Origin of the sequence: Streptomyces sp., from assembly GCF_035563135.1 — a bacterium.
Classification (GTDB): Bacteria; Actinomycetota; Actinomycetes; order Streptomycetales; family Streptomycetaceae; genus Streptomyces.
Genome location: NZ_DATMVN010000688.1, coordinates 1 through 15,658, shown reverse-complemented (window position 1 = coordinate 15,658; position 15,658 = coordinate 1). Strand labels below are relative to the sequence as shown.

The window sequence follows — 15,658 nt, the reverse complement described above, 5'->3', positions numbered from 1 at the left end:
GCCCGGAGCCGACCGGGTTGAGAGCGGCGCCCTTGGAGGTCATCGTCTTCGGGTCCCCAATGACGCCGGAAGCGCCCGAGAGCGTGTACAGGAGTGCGCCGTCGGGCTGCGTGAGCTTGATGGTGACGCCGTGGTCGCCGCTCGTTCCCACCGACGAGACAGACCTCAGGGCCACCTGGTTCGGCCCGGGTGTCGCCTTGATCCGCTCCAGCGTGGCCTTGACCGCGGCCGCCGTCACCGGCGTGCCCGAACTGAACTCCATGCCCTTGCGGAGCTGCAGGGTCAGCGTGCGCGCGTCGGCCGAGTACTCCCAGCTCTCCGCCGCGCCGGGGCTCAGCTTGCCCCTGTTGTCCTGGAGCAGCAGTGTGTCGAAGATCGAGTTCCAGACGTACGTCTGCTGGCCTTCCACCAGTTGCGAGGGCTCGAACGAATTGGGCGTGCCGATGATGGCGAGGGAAAGGGTCTTGCCGGATCCCGACGAGGTTCCGTCCGGCTGGCTGTCGCACCCGGTCACCGCGAGCAGAGCGGCGACGGCGACCGTGACGGGCAGAGCCCGTGACAGCGGCCGCGAGTGTGGGGAACGGATACGCATATGCGATCTCCTTCGACTTCTGAGGCCGCGAGAGCCTCGAACCGGCGTGCGAGTGCGGATGGTGAAGAGCACCGGCGAGCTGGATCTCGGGGGCGCCACGAGGGGCGTCTCTCCTTGCGAATGTTTACCAAGAGGTTAGTTTTCGCTGGAACTGTGACCCAAGAAAACTGTGGAGGGAAGAGGATGGAACATCTTCGTAACCCGAGCGTTATATCTCGCGCGCCCGTTCGGTGTCTTGACCGATGCGGTGGAAGGCGCCGAAGGTAGGCTGCAGGGCTCGGTGGGTTGCGCCGCAGGCCCGCCGACGCGAAAACTGTCCGTGTGGTTAGTATTTGTTCTCTCATGTACTGACTGGAAGCGGCGCCTGGACGGCGCCTACAAGGAGGGGAACTCACTGTGGGGCAGGCAAAGTCGCGTGGTCCGTATGCGAAGACGGCAGCCCGTCAGGCAGACATCCTGAGGGCGGCGCGTGACAGCTTCGCCGAACACGGCTACGCGGAGGCCTCGCTGCGCGATATCGCGGAGCGGGCCGACATCACCCATGCCGGCCTTCTGCACCACTTCCGCAGCAAGGAGGAACTTCTCACGGCGTTGCTCGCCCAGCGTGACGCCGAGGAATGGCGGGAGGGGAAGGCGCAGGTCGACGGGCGGGCCGAGTCGATGGGCCGCTACCTGGTAGGCGTCCTGCTCCACCACCAGAAGTCCCCTGAGCTGATGCGCTTGTGGCTGGAGCTGGCCGCTGCGGCCTCCCGTCCTGATCACCCGGCCCACAACTACTTCGTCGAGCGTTACGACCGGAGCCGCGAGCACCTGGTGCAAGCTGCTCGTGAGCGGGGGGCGCAGGGCCAGTTGCGGGAAGGGCTTTCACCGGAGCAGGCTGCCGTCCTCTATCAGGCGGTACTCAACGGCCTGCAGATGCAATGGCTGCTCGATCCGCAACTTGACCTCGCCGCCTCACTCGACGCATTCCTCGGCCTCATTCACGCTCCGGGCGACAGGTGAGCGAGCTGCGGTGGTGTGCCCTGGTCCGCAACAGCTACCGGTCGGCGAGCGGAGGTCAACACACCGGCCGCACGGGTGGATGTCGGCCGTCCCACCTGTAGTGAAGCCCGTATTCGGTCGAACCGGGCTGTGTCGGCGAGGGACCTTGGCCCAAGGCCGGGTAGTTAACGTTTCCGCAGGTTACGCAAGGGGTGTTGGGGTCCATGCCGTGGCGGCGTAGAGGCCGGGGCCGAGTTTGCGGATGAGCCCGGTCTCAGCTCGTCTTGAGAGCTGTCGATACATGGTCTCCATGGTGATGTCGCCGAAGTGGGAGGCGATGTCACGGGGCCGCCAGAGGCAGTCGGGGTCCTTCTCGAGCAGGGCCAGGATCCGGTGACGGCGGCGGTCGGCGAGGGCGGCGTGCCGGTCGTCGCGGGAGACAGCGGGGAACTGGGGGTGGAATTCCGGAGGCTCGAGAACATTGATGTCGAGACCGGTGATGGTGCGGCTGGTGAGCACAGACATGCGGGTCACCCGCCGCAAGTCCATGCCGTTCGGCGAGGACCGAGGTGCCCAGCCCTCCACCTGGCCAGGCATGCGCGGATTCGTCGGCGGCACCGTGGACCCCGACACCGGTCTCACCCGGCTCGGCGCCCGCGACCCCATCACCGGCCGCTTCATCTCCGTCGACCCGTTGGTCGGCTACGGCCGGACCAGCACGATGAACCCGTACTCCTGCAGCAACAACGCCCCAGCCACCTTCTCCGACCCCGACGGCCTGTCCTACAGCAAGGGCAAGGGCGGCGGCTACGGGCCCCGTGGCCACGACAGAGGCGAGGGCGCCAATGCTCTGGGCAGCTGGCTCCAGCAATGGCTGATGCAGCAGTGGCGAGAACTGAGCGGCAACTCGTCCCGGGCCCTGCAGAAGCTGGCAGCTGAGCGGGCCGGGCTGGCCACCATCACACCGGCCACTTCCGGGCCGTGCCGTCCGGGCCGTACGGCGTAGCCGGAACTGTCACGATGAGGCGCATACCTGATACGAAGTATGTATATGCCCAGTACAGATGACGTTTTACGGCTTACGATCACCGTCCTGATGCGCCTGACCGGCGAGCGTCAGGCCGACCTCGCCGCCGGGCTCGGCCTGAGCCAGGCCCAGGTCAGCCGCAAACAGTTCGGAACCACAGCATGGTCACTGACGGACGTCGACAAGCTGTCCGCCCACTACGGGATCCCCGTTCTCGACCTCCTGGCCGGCATCGACCGCGCCGTCCACTGCCTGCCCGCCCGTCGGCGCGCACCCGCGCCCGGCGCCTCCCAGCTCACCATCCACCCGTGACTGCCGACCGGCCCGGACACCTCCGCCGTATCCCCACCGAGATGAACCCTGCTCCGCGATGAGGACGCTGACTCGGTTCCTTGGGCTCTCAACCGGCCGTTCACGCTGTGAAGCAGAGGGGGCGGCCTCCCTGAAGAAGGCGGCCCCCTCTGCACCGCCACCTGCTGCCGTCCCCTGCCGCCCTTTCCCTCCTGTGCGGCCCTCCGGGGCCCGGGAGGGCCGCAAGTCTGCCCCCGGGGCCCTGGGAATGTGCCCGTACTCCGTGCGAGTGTGAAGCGGTTGGTGCGCCTGTGATCGCCGGAGGAAGACGTATGAGATTAGCCCGTGAGGACGACACCGCAGCCCGGAAGTCGTCGGCACTTCAACGCCCGCACGCCACACCCGCACCCGCCGGAACGGCCGTACAGCGGGTGCCCGATCTGCAGAGCAGTGTCGGCAACCAGGTGGTGGTCGCGATGCTGCGGCAGACCGGGCAGCCGGGAGCGCAGGAGCGGCACCGGCACGGTCCCGAGTGCGGGCACCCCGCGCAGGAAGCCCAGGCGCAGCGCTCCCCGGGCGACGCCGCCGTCGCGCGCGCCGCGGAGGACGGCCACCTCCACCACGACCACGAAGGGGTGTGGGACACCACCCCGGAAGGCCAGAGGGCCTTGCTGGCCTCCGCCATGAACTCGTCGAGCGCCCCATTGCCCTCCTCGGTGGTGGCGAAGGCCGGGGCCTTCTACCAGAACGAGGCGCTCTCCTCCACCCGCGTCCACAGCGGCGCGGTGGCCCAGCGCGCCACGGCGGCGATGGGGGCCCAGGCCATGACCGTGGGCAACCACATCTTCCTCTCCGCCGGGGCCGCGAGCGACGAGAAGCTGATCGGTCACGAGCTGAGCCATGTCGACAAGAACCTCAAGGGCCTGCCCGAGACGGGCCACAGCAACGGCGCCGGGGTCACAGTCACCGACCCGCGTCAGGGCTCCGAGCGGGCGGCGGAGAAGGACGGCGCTGCTTACGCCGCGGGGGCGCGTACCGCTCCCTCCGTCACCGCGCCGCGCGGAGCGGCGAACGGCTTGCACGAACCCGTCCAGCGGATGATGGAGAGCGGGGAGCAGCCGGAGTCGGCCCCGGCCGGGCGACGGGTTGCGCCGGAGGATCCGGCGTCGGCACTGAGCACCGAGGACTACATCGGTTCGCTGCCCGAAGACAGCGAACAGGAAGTCGTCCTGAAGCGCGGTGTGACGCCCACCCAGAGGAAGCACCTTCAGAACGAGATCATCCGTGGCTCGTTCATCAGCCTCCCGAAGATGGTCAAGGCGCCGGACGAGAACGCCACACGGCCCGACCCCGAGCATGTCGCCGGCTATGTGAAGCAGACTCGCGACGAGGAGACCGCGAAGCTGATCGAGTTCTCCACGGACCCTGCGATAGCGGCCCAGTTCGCGTCCGAAGCCCGGTACGGATACGTGCTCACCATCCGGATCAAGCGGAAGTACCTGGTGAAGGGTGCTACGGGTGCCGAGAACGGCTGGATCGCGAAGCAGAGCGCGCCCTACGACATCGTGGGGATCGAGCAGCGGGATTCGACGGTGCAGCAGGGCCTGGTCCCCCTGACCGAGAGCGAGTTCCGCGACGTGGTCAGGAACGAGGAGACGGCCGAGTTCCTGCTGTCGGTCCAGGAACCGGTCGCCATGGCGGCCCACCTGCAGAAATTTCCGATAGGACCGCAAAGAACCGCAGAGGCCATGAGAATCATGAAGCTCCGGAAGGCGACGTTCCAAAACTGAGTGTCGACGGAACCGCGCAATGGGCACCTTCGACCGCTCGGATGGACGTGGTCGAAGGCCCTCTCCGGGAGGCCCCCCTCGAAGGACTCTCTCCCCTCAACAACCCCAGTTACGCCGCTCGTTCGGGTCTGTTCTGCAGTCGGTGGTGACGGTGAGCGCTCGTCTGTGATCATTGAGCGTGCCTGATGCGAACGCGCTTGTAGGAACGGTGTTTCCGGGGTTGTCGGCGTTGGTCATCGAGGATGTGGCGGACGGTGGCGAGATAGTCCGGGCTACGGCCCGGACCCGGGATGTTCCCGTTCCCTGTCCGGTGTGCGGGGTGGCGACGGGGAGGGTCCACGGGTATCACGGCCGAACGGTGCGGGATGTGCCGGTCGACGGCCGGCAGGTCGTGGTCCGGGCGAGGATACGACGGCTGGTCTGTCCAGTCCTGGGCTGCAGGCGGCAGACCTTCCGAGAGCAGGTTCCTGGGCTTCTGGAGCGCCATCAGCGCCGCACCACACGTCTGACTGGTCAGCTCTCCCAGCTGGTCAAGGAGTTATGCGGCCGGGCGCCCGCCCGACTCGCCCGATAGCTGGCCGTGCCCGTGTCGTACGCCTCCGCCCTGCGGCTGCTGCGGCTGCTGCGGCGGGTGCCCGTGCCGACGGTGCGGGTCCCGCGGGTGATCGGGGTCGACGACTTCGCCCTGCGGCGCCGGCGGAGCTACGCCACGATCATCACCAACGCCGAAACCGGTGAGCGAATCGAGGTACTGCCCGGCCGCGAAGCCGCCCCTCTGGAAGCCTGGCTGCGTGGACATCCGGGCATCGAGGCCGTGTGCCGGGACGGATCGGCCGCCCACGCCGAGGCGGTCCGCCGGGCCCTGCCCGACGCGCTCCAGACCAGTGACCGCTGGCACCTGTGGCACAACCTCGCCGAGGCCGTCCGCAAGGAAGTCGCCGCGCACAGCACCTGCTGGGCGAAAGCGGGCCCGCCCCCGGCCGAGGGGAGACAAGCCGCTACCACACGCGAGCGCTGGCAGCAGGTCCACGCCCCACGCGAGCGCGGAGTCGGCCTGCTGGAATGCGCACGGCGCCTGAACCTCGTCTTGAACACCGTCAAGCGCTATGACCGTGTCACCGAGCCTGAGCGCCTCATCCGCGCCCCCAAGTACCGGCCCACCCTCGTGGACCCCTACCGCGATCACCTGCGCAAGCGCCGACTGGAGAACCCGGCCGTCCCCGTCACTCATCTCCTCCAGGAGATCAGGGAGCTGGGCTGCACCGGCAGCTCGAACCTGCTGGTCCGCTACCTCAACCAGGGCCGTGTCGAGGCCGACCGGCCCGCCCTCTCGCCCCGGCGCCTGGCCCGCTACCTGCTCACCCGCCCCGACCGCCTCAAGAACCACCAGCGGGAACGTATCGAGGCCGCCCGAGCCGCCTGCCACGAAATGACAGCTCTGGCCGACCTCATCCACCACTTTGCCGCGCTGCTGGATCCGGCCGACGGCAATGCCATCCTGCTGAGCACCTGGATCACCTCGGCCCAGGCCGAGGACCTGCCACACCTGCATGCTTTCACCCGGGGCCTCGAGAAGGACCGCGCCGCAGTTGATGCCGCCCTCACCCTGCCGCACCACAACGGCGGCACCGAAGGCGTGAACAACAGAACCAAGCTGATCAAACGCCAGATGTACGGCCGTGCGAGCTTCCCCCCTCCGCCACCACCGACTACGGAACAGACCCGCTCGTTTGACAGACCCTCGTCGACCCTCCAGATGGCGACGGTGATCAGGCGGGGGTACTGGCGCAGATCCGCCGATGTGAAGCAGCTCCCCACGTCGACCCAGGGTGGGGAGCTGCTTCATGCCAGGGTGGCGGGGCCGGCCCCGAGTACGCGGCGTCCGGCGGCCGGACGCGGCTCCGGATCGCCAGGGTTGTCGGCGGTCGGTCATCTACCCCGGCCGGGCGTTTCCCGGTCCGGTCCGGGCCAAGGTGCACGCGTAAACTCGCGTGTGAGGGAAGCAAGCCTCGCCTCCCGGCGGTCCTGGCGGTTGAGGGGTTCGATCAGCCAGTCGGCTCAGCCCCCGCAGCCACCGTACTCAAGGGAACTCACTGCGTTGTCGTAGAGGAACAGAAGTTCCTGCTTCTCACCCGGCGGGATGGTGTAGTGGTAGCCGCGGTAGTCGGCGTCGGTGTAGATGCAGACGAACCCCTCGCCACGGTTCCACACCGAGCTGGCTCGGTCGTTCCACGCCCAGCCGATGTTGGGGATGTCCACCCGATACTGGAGCTGCAGGTTGTTCCCGGTGAGGTTGTGGCCGTCGTAGAGGCAGATCTGGCCTTCTTCACAGCGGGTCACGGGTTCATCAGCCGATGCGGTTCCCGGAGCCGCCAGTACGGCTGTGCAGGCGAGGACTGCTCCTACTGCCGAGGTCTTGAATGCGAGGTTCATGACTACCCTTTCCCATTGTTGCGCGTTGGTATCTGTGGAAGTACGGTCACGGTCCCGCCTCCTACTGCCCGGGGCTTGACCCGAGTGAACCGCTCCGGGATCGGTGGAGGCTCCATGCGTTGACTCCAGCCGCCGGTTGGGACTGGTGTTGAGCGTAGTAGTTGGTCTCGTGTCCGTGGGGCGGGATGTCTCCGATGACGGTGTGGAACCGCTGGTTGTTGAACCGGTCGACCCACTCCGCGGGTGACTCCCCGGCGGGCACCCTGGTGATCACGGCGACGCCTGCGGGGAGGCTGACGCGTGCCCCGGCGAGGAGCCACCTGCAGGCACTTCCACACCGTTCTGGTTCGTGTGTCGTTGTCCTGATCGGAAACGCACGCCGGTCGGGAGGCTGGTATGGGACGGGACGCCAAGGGTGCGAAGCAGGCCCGCAGGGACAGGCGCCTGCGGGACACCACCCGGACGGGTGCCGCCTCGGTCACCGTCCACGAGGTGCGCACCCCTGACGACCTACGGGACGCCCTGGCGACGATGCTGCCGAACCTGGAGGGCGGCGACTGGAGGCCCGACGTCATCGGAGCGGACCACCTCTCCTTAGCTGCTCGGTGTCGTCTGCTATGGGAACGTCAGTGGTTCTGCCGTGAGATGCGTCAGTGGCTCAGTGGATGCCGCTACCAGTCTTGGTCGGGGTCGCCAGTCATACGTTCGGAGATCCATTTTCCGGTCGGTCTCAGCGGCCGCCCGGCGGGCAGACCCGGCCCGGCAGCCAGACGGGTAGGCCCCGGCGTTCGTTCTCGGAGAGGTCACGGCCGAGCGTGTCGCACAGCTCCTTCTTCCAGAGCGCCGGGTCGAGGCGGAGGATGCCCACGGTGTTCCTGTCGACGGTGCGAAGCAGGGTCCTGCCATCGCGGGAGACCGCCAGGAACTCCTGCTCCTCCGCGAACACGTAGGACTCGCCGCGGCCCTCGGGATCCGCCGCATCGTGGAACCGTATGGAGTTCCCGTTGGCCAGGAAATGCACCGAGCTGTCGTCCCGGAAGCCTTGCTGGTACTCCCGGTGGTTCAGTGGCCCCATCGGGCCGAGCACCCGCTGCGGGGGCTTTCCCGTCCCTCCGGCCGACCACAGTTCCATCATGGACCCCTTGGTCTGCACGGCGGCGAAGCGCCCGGTCCGGTCGAGAATGGCGGAGTCCGTCTCCGGCCCCAGCTCTATGCGCAGTTTTCCGTTTTCCCGGCCCGTGCGCAGAGAGAACGCGCGGAGGAACCTGTCACCGTGCACCGAGAGCTGTACGTGTCCCGGCTCAGGGTGGAAAGAGGCGGTAAAGTCCGGTCGGTCAGTTGCCGCGAGCCCCAGGTCCTGGACGTCGAGGGGTTCCGACAGGCGCCGGCCGTCCCGGGCGTTCCAGTGCTCGATGGTGGAGCCGGAGACGGTCAACAGCTCGTCTCCGGGGCCGAGATACAGCCCCACACCCTCCTTCGGCGCATCGGGGCCGCCGTCGGGAGGGGGCATGCGGACGGTGATGTCCGTGACGGTCCGCAGGGAGGGGAGCTCCCAGATCCGGACCTTGTTCCAGCCGATGAGGTCGGCTGCCAGCGTCGCGGCCTGGTTCACCTCTATGCCGGGTGCGATACCGACGAACATCGACGGGTCTTCCCTCGGTGGACGCTTGACCGTCTTCTGGAAGGTCGTCGACCCGTCCGCCTCCATGCGTACGATGCCGAGGGTGTCGGCCTGGTCGCCCATCCGGACCAGCATGTCCCCCTCCTCGCCCCAGGCCGTGCCGCCGAGCAGCGCCGGAGGGCCATCGGCGTTGAGCGGGTCCGTGATCAGGGGCCGCCCGACCACCGAGGTCTCGTCCCACATGATCAGGACGGGGTCCGCCGGATCGCCCACGAGGGACAGGTCGTCGTACTCCAGCTGAGTACCGGGTCCTTCGATCTGCCGCACCTCGGCTCCGGGGCGTGTCCCGACCAGAGCCCACGTGGTCTGCAGTTCGCTCACCGCGAAGTGTTCCCCGGTCCCGTCGATCGCGATGTGCTTGCACGAGGTGCTGAGCTCGCCCGGCCGGTACCGGGTCAATGCCCGTCCGTCCGCGACCCGGAAGGCCTCGTACGTGACATCCTTCCCCAGCCGCGACTCCCGGCAGACGACCACTACCGCGCCGTTTCCGGACAGGGCGAGACGAGGAGACGTCGAAGGCACGCCGTCAGCCAGTTTCCGCGCCCTTCCGGTCCTGGTGTCGATCGCCACGAGGGACGGCTTTTGCGCCGTGCTCCGCCCGGTGCCGGCCTGTTGCTGCGCCACGAGTGTGTTCCCGTCCGGCCCGAACCACACCCCGTCCACCGGGGGCATCCGGCCGGGTACCTTCCGCTCCCGGCCCGTCGCCAGCTCTCGAAGCTTCACGCGCCCGTTCGCCGACGTCACCACCTCGCTGGCATCCGGGGAGAGGTCCGCTCGGCCTAGGCCTGAGGAAAGCGCTGCCCCCTCGTACCCGAATTCCGCGCCCCGGACGCTGTCTTCCGGGCCCAGCACCGCCGCCTCGTTCTTACCCGCGCGGTCCACATCGTGCCAGAACAAGGTGCCGCCGTTCTTCGTCGACAGGTAGGCGATCCTGCGGCCGTCCCGGCTGACCATCGGGAAGAAGGCGCCCTCGGCGAGGGGGAGCCGGGCGCGCACGATGCGCTCGCCCGCACCCCGGACGAAGAGCACCACGCCCCCCTTGGAGTTCCCCGATCCTCTGAGCCTGGTCGTCACGAGGACCACTCGGCCGTCCGTGCTCGCCGCTACCTGGTCCACCCGTGCCTCAGCCGGGGTCAGGGCCCACCGGTCCTGCACGAAGTGGTCGTAGCGGCGCAGCAGGGCGTTGGCGGCCTCCTGGGTGGGGGAGAGGTCGTGGGCCGCCATGGCGACCAGGGCGGCGCCCCCCGGGTCCCGCTGCGCCAACTCCTCCGAGAGGGTCGCCAGCGATCGCGATCGCCCCTCCGCCTCCCGCTCCGCGCTGATCCGTGACTGCTGGACGAGGAAGGTGCCGAGCCCGGCGATGAGCGCGAGGACGAGCGCGGCGGCACCCCAGGCGACCCGCAGCCGGGTCCGGCGGCGACGCTGTCGTCCTGTGGCGAGGCTGATGAACGTGCGTTCCTCGGAAGAAAGTTCGCTTTCCCGCGCCTGTAGCCGACGGGTCAGTGAAGCCAGATGGATCGGGCCGGGCAGCAGATCCGGGGAGCGCCCCGACGTCTCCCAGCGATCGAGGTCGTGGCGCAGCTCCGCCCGGGCCGCCAGCAGGTCGCTGTCGGTGCTCACCTGGCCGGCAAGCGTCGGCCAGGCGCTGGTGAGGGCTTCGTGGGCGAGCTCGGCCGTCTGCGGCTCGCCCTCCTTCCCGTGCAGCACCAGCAGCCGCCGTTCGGCCAGTGCGCGGGCGATCCGCCACCGTGTCTCACCCGCCTCCTCGCGGGTGAGCATGCGGCGCAGCGGGGCCTCGCTGCCGGGCAGCACCCGGACGAGCCCGGTGAGCAGCCGCAGCGCGTCGGCCTCGTCCTCCGGGCGTACGCATTCCCGCCACGCCTGTTCCGCGTGGCGCGCCAGGGCACCGGACACCCCGCCGGTCTCTTCGTACGTCGCGAGGCGCAGCCGGCCCCCGGACTGCCGCTCCCACAGCTGGCCGAGGACGAAACCGAGCAGGGGCAGGACGCCGGGCGCACCCCCGGCGTCCTTCCGGATGAGTTCCTCCAGCCCGGGGTCGTACGCCACGGCCGACATCCGTCTGACCGGCTCGCCGATCACCTTCGCGAGCTGGTCCTCGGACATCGGGGTGAGCGCGACGAACCCGGCCCTCAACGCTGGTCCCAGGGCGGGGTGGTTGAGCGCCGCGTCCACGAAGTCTGCGCGAAGGGTGAGCAGAACGCGGACGCTCCCCGGCTGATCTTGCCGGAAGAGCAGACCGACGGCCTCCGCCAGGTCGGCCTCGGAACGGTCGAGGAGGGCCTCGGCCTGGTCCACGACGACGAGAACCCGGCCGCCGGCACCCCCGAGAACGCGGTGGAGGACGTCGGGGAAAGCCCACTCCTCCAGCAGGGCCGCCACGTGTTCGGCGCTCCGGACCGCGGCGGGGCCGTCCGCCCCTTTCGCTCTCTCCGCCTCGTGGAGCTCGTACAGCCTGGTGGCGAGGGCGTGGCGCAGGGACGAGATGTGCCCGGCGTTGACGACCAGGACGGCGTACCCCGCCTCCCGCATCCTCGGCACCACTCCGGCCAACGCCAGCGAGGACTTGCCGCAGCCGGAGGGCCCGCACAGGGTGACGGCCGGCCAGCGGCCCCGTAACGCGGTGAGCACGTTCTCGATGTCGTCGTCCCGCCCGAAGAAGACGTCGGCGTCGGCCTCCTGGAAGGTGGCGAGACCGCGGAACGGGGTGGGCGGGGTGACAAGGGGGACGAGTTCGGGCAGCGCGTCCAGCAGCGTACGGGTCCGCAGGGCGAAGGCCTGCTGGGCCTCGTGTCCGGGCTCGGCGGCCACCATCAGGCCGACGACCGCGCCGAGTTCGTCGTTCCACACGGGACTGCCGCTGAAGCCCCGCTTGACGTAGACGCTCTCGCCGTCGCCCCGTGAGAGCTGGACCCATCCTTCCCGGGTCGGCCCCCGGAACGTACCGCTGTGCCAGATGCCGCCGGGGTGGTCGTCGGTGAACCCCACGGCCCGGGCGTGGTGGTGCCACACGCCCTCCGGAGGATCGGCGAGGGGCAGCGGACGGGCTCCGGGTATCGGGTCCCGCAGCCGCAGGAGGGCCATGTCACCGGTCCGGTCGTGCGCGACGGGTATCCAGCGCCGCACTTCGGCCGTACGGTCACCGCCGTCGTACACGCCCGCGGCGTCCCTGGCCAGCGGCAGATCGACGGCGACCTCGGCCCCGGGCTCCACCGCCTCCTCCCGGAGCCGGTCGAGGGCGTCGGAGACCACGTGGGCGCAGGTGAGCACGAGATCGTCGGCGATCAGGAAGCCCGCCCCGGCGACGACCCCGTCCCGGCCCTTGACGCGGACAACGGCGGCAGCCAGGACCGCCTCGGGGCCATACGCGGGGCCGGGGCGGCCCGCCGTGCGTTCCGGGGCCGCCCGCCGGTCGTCCCCGCCCCTGCCCCGCGGTCCGTATGTCACTGGCCCCCCACCCGTATCAACTGCGCTGCTGCCCCACAGTATCGGCATCCGTGCTCTGCCTGTCGCGCTTGTTCCAGGTCAGGGTGACGGAGAAATTGGCTGCCGTCGCGGTGCTGGCGATGACGACATCCGCCTCGGCGGACAAGGACACCCCGAACTCCAGGGTGATCTCGTCCGGGGCCTGCGCCATGCCGGAGAACCGGCCCACGAAGCTCTCCGCAACGGGACGTACGGTGTCCAGCATCTGCCCGAGCGTCCGCTCGGCCCGCGCCACGGTGCGGCCGCCCCGCCCCACGCGGACGAGTGCCTCGTCCACCTCGCGGATCTGGACGCGGACGGTTTGGTCGTCGGTGTCGCCGGCGCCGTTGCCCAGGGGAACTTCCACCGTGTGGACGGGACGTTCGTTCATGGCGGTACTCCAATGCTCGGAAGCTGGAGATCGTAGCGAGAGCGGCCGAGGCGGTTTCCGGGAGCCACATCGCCGCGCTGAAGGAGACGGCCGCGTTCGGCGCGTCCGCGACGCAGGGCAAGAAGCTGACCGCGGGCTACGGCGGGCCGATCAAGCGCACCTACACCTCCGTGCTGAACGGTTACGCCGCCGAACTCAGCAGCACCGAAGCCAAGCGACTCGCCACCGACCCGGCGGTCGCCTCGGTCGAGCAGGACCAGAAATCCCCCTCCACCGCTGCCCAGGCCAACGTACCCCGGGTGACCGATTCGACCAGACGAAGCCGCGTCGGCCAGGTGCCGCCAGTGTGCCGTCCCGTTACGGCCTGAGAAGGAACCCCGGCGGCAGTGCAGCTAAACGCCGCCCTCTCGATCAGTACGGGAGCACCGGGGCAGCGCGTGCAAGTGCGATGGGGACAGGCGGGTCCCCCTGCCCACCGTCGAGCGGCCCGGCACACCGACGGCCGCTTCCTCGCAGAGCTTCTCGCGGAGTACGAGGCCCAGTGCGCCCGCAGCAACGATCTCGTTGCCGCGGCCGACCTGGACGACATCGACCGCCACCCCGACTTCCGCGACGGCAGCGCCAACCTCCACTGGATACTGATCCACCTCGTCGAGGAGACGGGGCGACACGCGGGGCACGCGGACATCACCCGGGAGCTACTCGACGGCACGAAGGGCTACTACCAGCGCAGCTCCGCGAAGCGGGCCCTTCCCTCAGGAGCCAGGCCGACACGCCTCACGACCAATGCGGGAGATCCCGCTACTGGTGATCTTCGCATGATGCCGCGCGGCGAACCCTCGTCTTCGCAGTTCAAGACGTCGGCCCAGCGACATCACGCATCAAATCTCAGTAACCTGCAGATCCAGGCCCCGGCTTGCGTCGGCTGGATGTCCCATGAGGCATACCGAGCGCGAAGAACTCGAGCAGGCCGAGGTATACGGGACGTTCGCCGAGGAGCCGACGAGGTCCGAGCTGGAGCGGTTCTTCTTCCTGGACGACGTGGACCAGGATCTGATTGCTCTGCGGCGGACGGAGCATCACCGGATCGGCTTCCCACTCCAGATGTGCACGGTTGGGTACGTCGGCCTGTTCTTGGAGGACCCGCTCGCGGTGCCGTGGTCAGTGATCGAGCATCTGGCGGTGCAGCTCGGCATCGAGGACCCGTCGGTGGTCAAGCGGTACACGGAGCGGCGCCAGACGCTGTACGACCACGCGTGGGAGATCCGCGACGCCTACGGCCACCACCCTTACGAGGGCGCCGAGTGGGGCCGGCGGTTCCGTACGTTCCTGCACGGGCGGGCGTGGACGCACGCCGAGGGGCCGAAGGCGCTGTTCGACCACGCGGTGGGCTGGCTGTGCCGTCACCGGGTCCTGCTGCCCGGGGTGTCCGTGCTGGCTCGGCAGGTGGCGCAGGCGCGGGCGGTCGCGGAGAAGCGGTTGCACGCCACGGTCGCGGGCACCGCCCGCCGTGCGGACCCGGCGCTGTCCGGGGATCTGATGGCGACGCTGAAGACGCCGGAGGGCTCGCGGTTCTCGGAGCTGGAGCGGTTGCGCCGGCCGCCGACGCGGACGACGGGTACGGCGTTCGCCCGCGCGCTGGAGCGGGTGGACGAGATCGGCGCGTACCGGCTGGGGCGGTCGAGGCTGTCGCAGATCCCGCCTACCCGGATGGCGGCGCTGGCCCGGTACGCGCGGGGGGTCTAAGACCATCTCATTTGGCGAGTCTGCGGTAGCAGATGAGGGTGCAGGCGATGCTGGTGAAGGCCAGGAAGTGGTCGCCGCCGACGGAGCAGGTGGGCACGACAGCGGCGCGCCCGGGTTCCGGCCGCGCCGCTGTCGAACTGTGGTCGGCCCTCGGGGGAGCCCCCGGGTCAGTGGAGCTTGTTGACGGCGGTCTTCGTCGTGGTGCGGAAGGCGGTCAGCGGGGCGTCCTCGAGGTCGCCCATCTGGCCCCAGCGGACGAGGGTGACGGTGCGGCCGTCGCGGCCGACGGAGAACAGGTGGATGTCGGAGATGCCGATCTGCGGGTCGGCGGTGTCCAGGCTGTAGACCCAGGCGCCCTCCTCGACGCCGAGCTTGCCGTGGGAGGCGCTGACAGCCTGCAGGCCCGGGTTCTGCTGCTCCAGCAGGGGGCCGCAGCCGGAGAGGACCCCGCGGAGGGTGTCGACCAGCTTCACGGCGTCGGCCTCGGTACGGGCGACGGTGGTGACCTGGACGCCGTTGGTGTCGAGCTCGGTGCTGAACTCGCGGTAGCGGGTGTTCTGCGCCGGGATCTTGTACGGGGCGCAGAGGACGCCGCCGTTCTCCGGGACGCCGGTGAAGACCTGGGTGGCGGTCCACGGCGTCGACGACGGCGGCATCTGGGAGGCGGCGAGGAAGGCGGGCTGGGCAGCGGCCTGCGCCGGGGCTGTTGCGAGGGCCGCGAGGCCCAGTGCGGCAGCGGCTGCGGTGGCGAGTGCGGTGCGGAGCTTGTTCATGGTGGTGGATCCCCCGTCGGGTCGTTCGTTCGGTCAGTGCTCAACCAGCGTGGGGCCGGCGCCCGCCGGCTGCAACGATCACACGCCCACCAGCCGTCCCGGAACCATTCCACCCCCGCTGACGTGCAAGGACGTGAAGGATGGGACGCAGGGTCGAGGGGGATGGAATGCCGAAGGATGCCGCCGTCGAGGAGTTCGCGGGGCTCGTGCGCGCGCTGAAGGCGCGGGACGGGAGGAGTTACGAGGCGCTGGGCCGGCGGCTGAGCGTCAGCGCGTCCACCCTCCACCGCTACTGCTCGGGCGCGACCGTCCCGGAGGAGTTCGCCGTGGTCGACCGCCTCGCCCTGCTGTGCGGGGCGGACGAGGAGGAACGGCGGGCCCTGGAGGCGGCCTGGACGGAGGCGGACCGCGCCCGCCGCCGAGCGGCCTCGCCCGCGCCCACGCCTGTGCCGGCCGTGTCGGCCGCGCCG

At 69.6% G+C, this 15,658-nt stretch carries 11 protein-coding genes and 4 pseudogenes; 9 read left to right on the top strand and 6 right to left on the bottom strand.

From position 1 onward, the window contains the following. Positions 1-592, bottom strand: a 592-nt coding sequence (locus tag VN520_RS30700) for an ABC transporter substrate-binding protein (protein WP_325750209.1), incomplete at its 3' end; no start/stop codon positions are given. 396 nt (positions 593-988) lie between these two features. Between VN520_RS30700 and VN520_RS30695 the strand changes: the two genes are divergently transcribed. Next, positions 989-1,594 (top strand): TetR/AcrR family transcriptional regulator, encoded by a 606-nt coding sequence (locus VN520_RS30695; protein ID WP_325750208.1) that lies wholly within the window; start codon positions 989-991, stop codon positions 1,592-1,594. Positions 1,595-1,774: 180 nt separating this feature from the next. Here VN520_RS30695 and VN520_RS30690 read toward each other — a convergent pair whose 3' ends face one another. After that, positions 1,775-2,098 carry a hypothetical protein gene (locus tag VN520_RS30690; protein WP_325750207.1) on the bottom strand — a complete coding sequence of 108 codons (324 nt, stop codon included), beginning with the start codon at positions 2,096-2,098 and terminating at the stop codon, positions 1,775-1,777. On the opposite strand from VN520_RS30690, the gene VN520_RS30685 reads away from it, so the two are divergent. The 4 genes and pseudogenes from VN520_RS30685 to VN520_RS30670 all read left to right on the top strand — a co-directional run. Further along, positions 2,085-2,579 carry an RHS repeat-associated core domain-containing protein gene (locus VN520_RS30685; RefSeq protein WP_325750206.1) on the top strand — a complete coding sequence of 165 codons (495 nt, stop codon included), beginning with the start codon at positions 2,085-2,087 and terminating at the stop codon, positions 2,577-2,579. The genes VN520_RS30690 and VN520_RS30685 overlap by 14 nt on opposite strands. Before the next feature lie 90 nt (positions 2,580-2,669). Continuing rightward, positions 2,670-2,912: a helix-turn-helix domain-containing protein gene (locus VN520_RS30680; RefSeq protein ID WP_325750205.1), complete on the top strand. Its 243-nt coding sequence runs from the start codon at positions 2,670-2,672 to the stop codon at positions 2,910-2,912. Positions 2,913-3,223: 311 nt separating this feature from the next. Further along, entirely contained in the window at positions 3,224-4,681 is a 1,458-nt protein-coding gene (locus VN520_RS30675) for a DUF4157 domain-containing protein (protein WP_325750204.1), read from the top strand. A 178-nt stretch (positions 4,682-4,859) separates the two neighbouring features. Next, a pseudogene (locus tag VN520_RS30670) lies at positions 4,860-6,371 on the top strand (ISL3 family transposase); the annotation flags it as partial. Positions 6,372-6,739: 368 nt separating this feature from the next. Here VN520_RS30670 and VN520_RS30665 read toward each other — a convergent pair. From VN520_RS30665 to VN520_RS30655, 3 genes are all read right to left on the bottom strand, one after another. Beyond that, on the bottom strand, positions 6,740-7,114 hold the full coding sequence (locus tag VN520_RS30665; RefSeq protein WP_325750203.1) for a peptidase inhibitor family I36 protein: 375 nt from the start codon (positions 7,112-7,114) through the stop codon (positions 6,740-6,742). 730 nt (positions 7,115-7,844) lie between these two features. Next, complete coding sequence (locus tag VN520_RS30660; RefSeq protein ID WP_325750202.1) at positions 7,845-12,260, bottom strand: serine protease; 4,416 nt, start codon at positions 12,258-12,260, stop codon at positions 7,845-7,847. Between the two features lie 16 nt (positions 12,261-12,276). Further along, positions 12,277-12,669, bottom strand: a complete 393-nt coding sequence (locus VN520_RS30655; protein WP_325750201.1) for a CU044_2847 family protein — start codon at positions 12,667-12,669, stop codon at positions 12,277-12,279. A 35-nt stretch (positions 12,670-12,704) separates the two neighbouring features. Here VN520_RS30655 and VN520_RS30650 point away from each other — a divergent pair. The 3 pseudogenes from VN520_RS30650 to VN520_RS30640 form a co-directional block, all read left to right on the top strand. After that, a pseudogene (locus VN520_RS30650) lies at positions 12,705-12,965 on the top strand (protease inhibitor I9 family protein); the annotation flags it as partial. Between the two features lie 90 nt (positions 12,966-13,055). Then, positions 13,056-13,319, top strand: a pseudogene (locus VN520_RS39725) (DUF664 domain-containing protein); the annotation flags it as partial. Positions 13,320-13,605: 286 nt separating this feature from the next. Then, positions 13,606-14,409, top strand: a pseudogene (locus VN520_RS30640) (DUF4158 domain-containing protein); the annotation flags it as partial. Between the two features lie 173 nt (positions 14,410-14,582). Here VN520_RS30640 and VN520_RS30635 read toward each other — a convergent pair. After that, a complete protein-coding gene (locus VN520_RS30635; RefSeq protein ID WP_325750199.1) occupies positions 14,583-15,188 on the bottom strand; it encodes a hypothetical protein in 606 nt (201 codons plus the stop codon). A gap of 167 nt (positions 15,189-15,355) precedes the next feature. Between VN520_RS30635 and VN520_RS30630 the strand changes: the two genes are divergently transcribed. Next, on the top strand, positions 15,356-15,658 hold a 303-nt coding region (locus tag VN520_RS30630), incomplete at its 3' end, for a helix-turn-helix transcriptional regulator (RefSeq protein WP_325750198.1).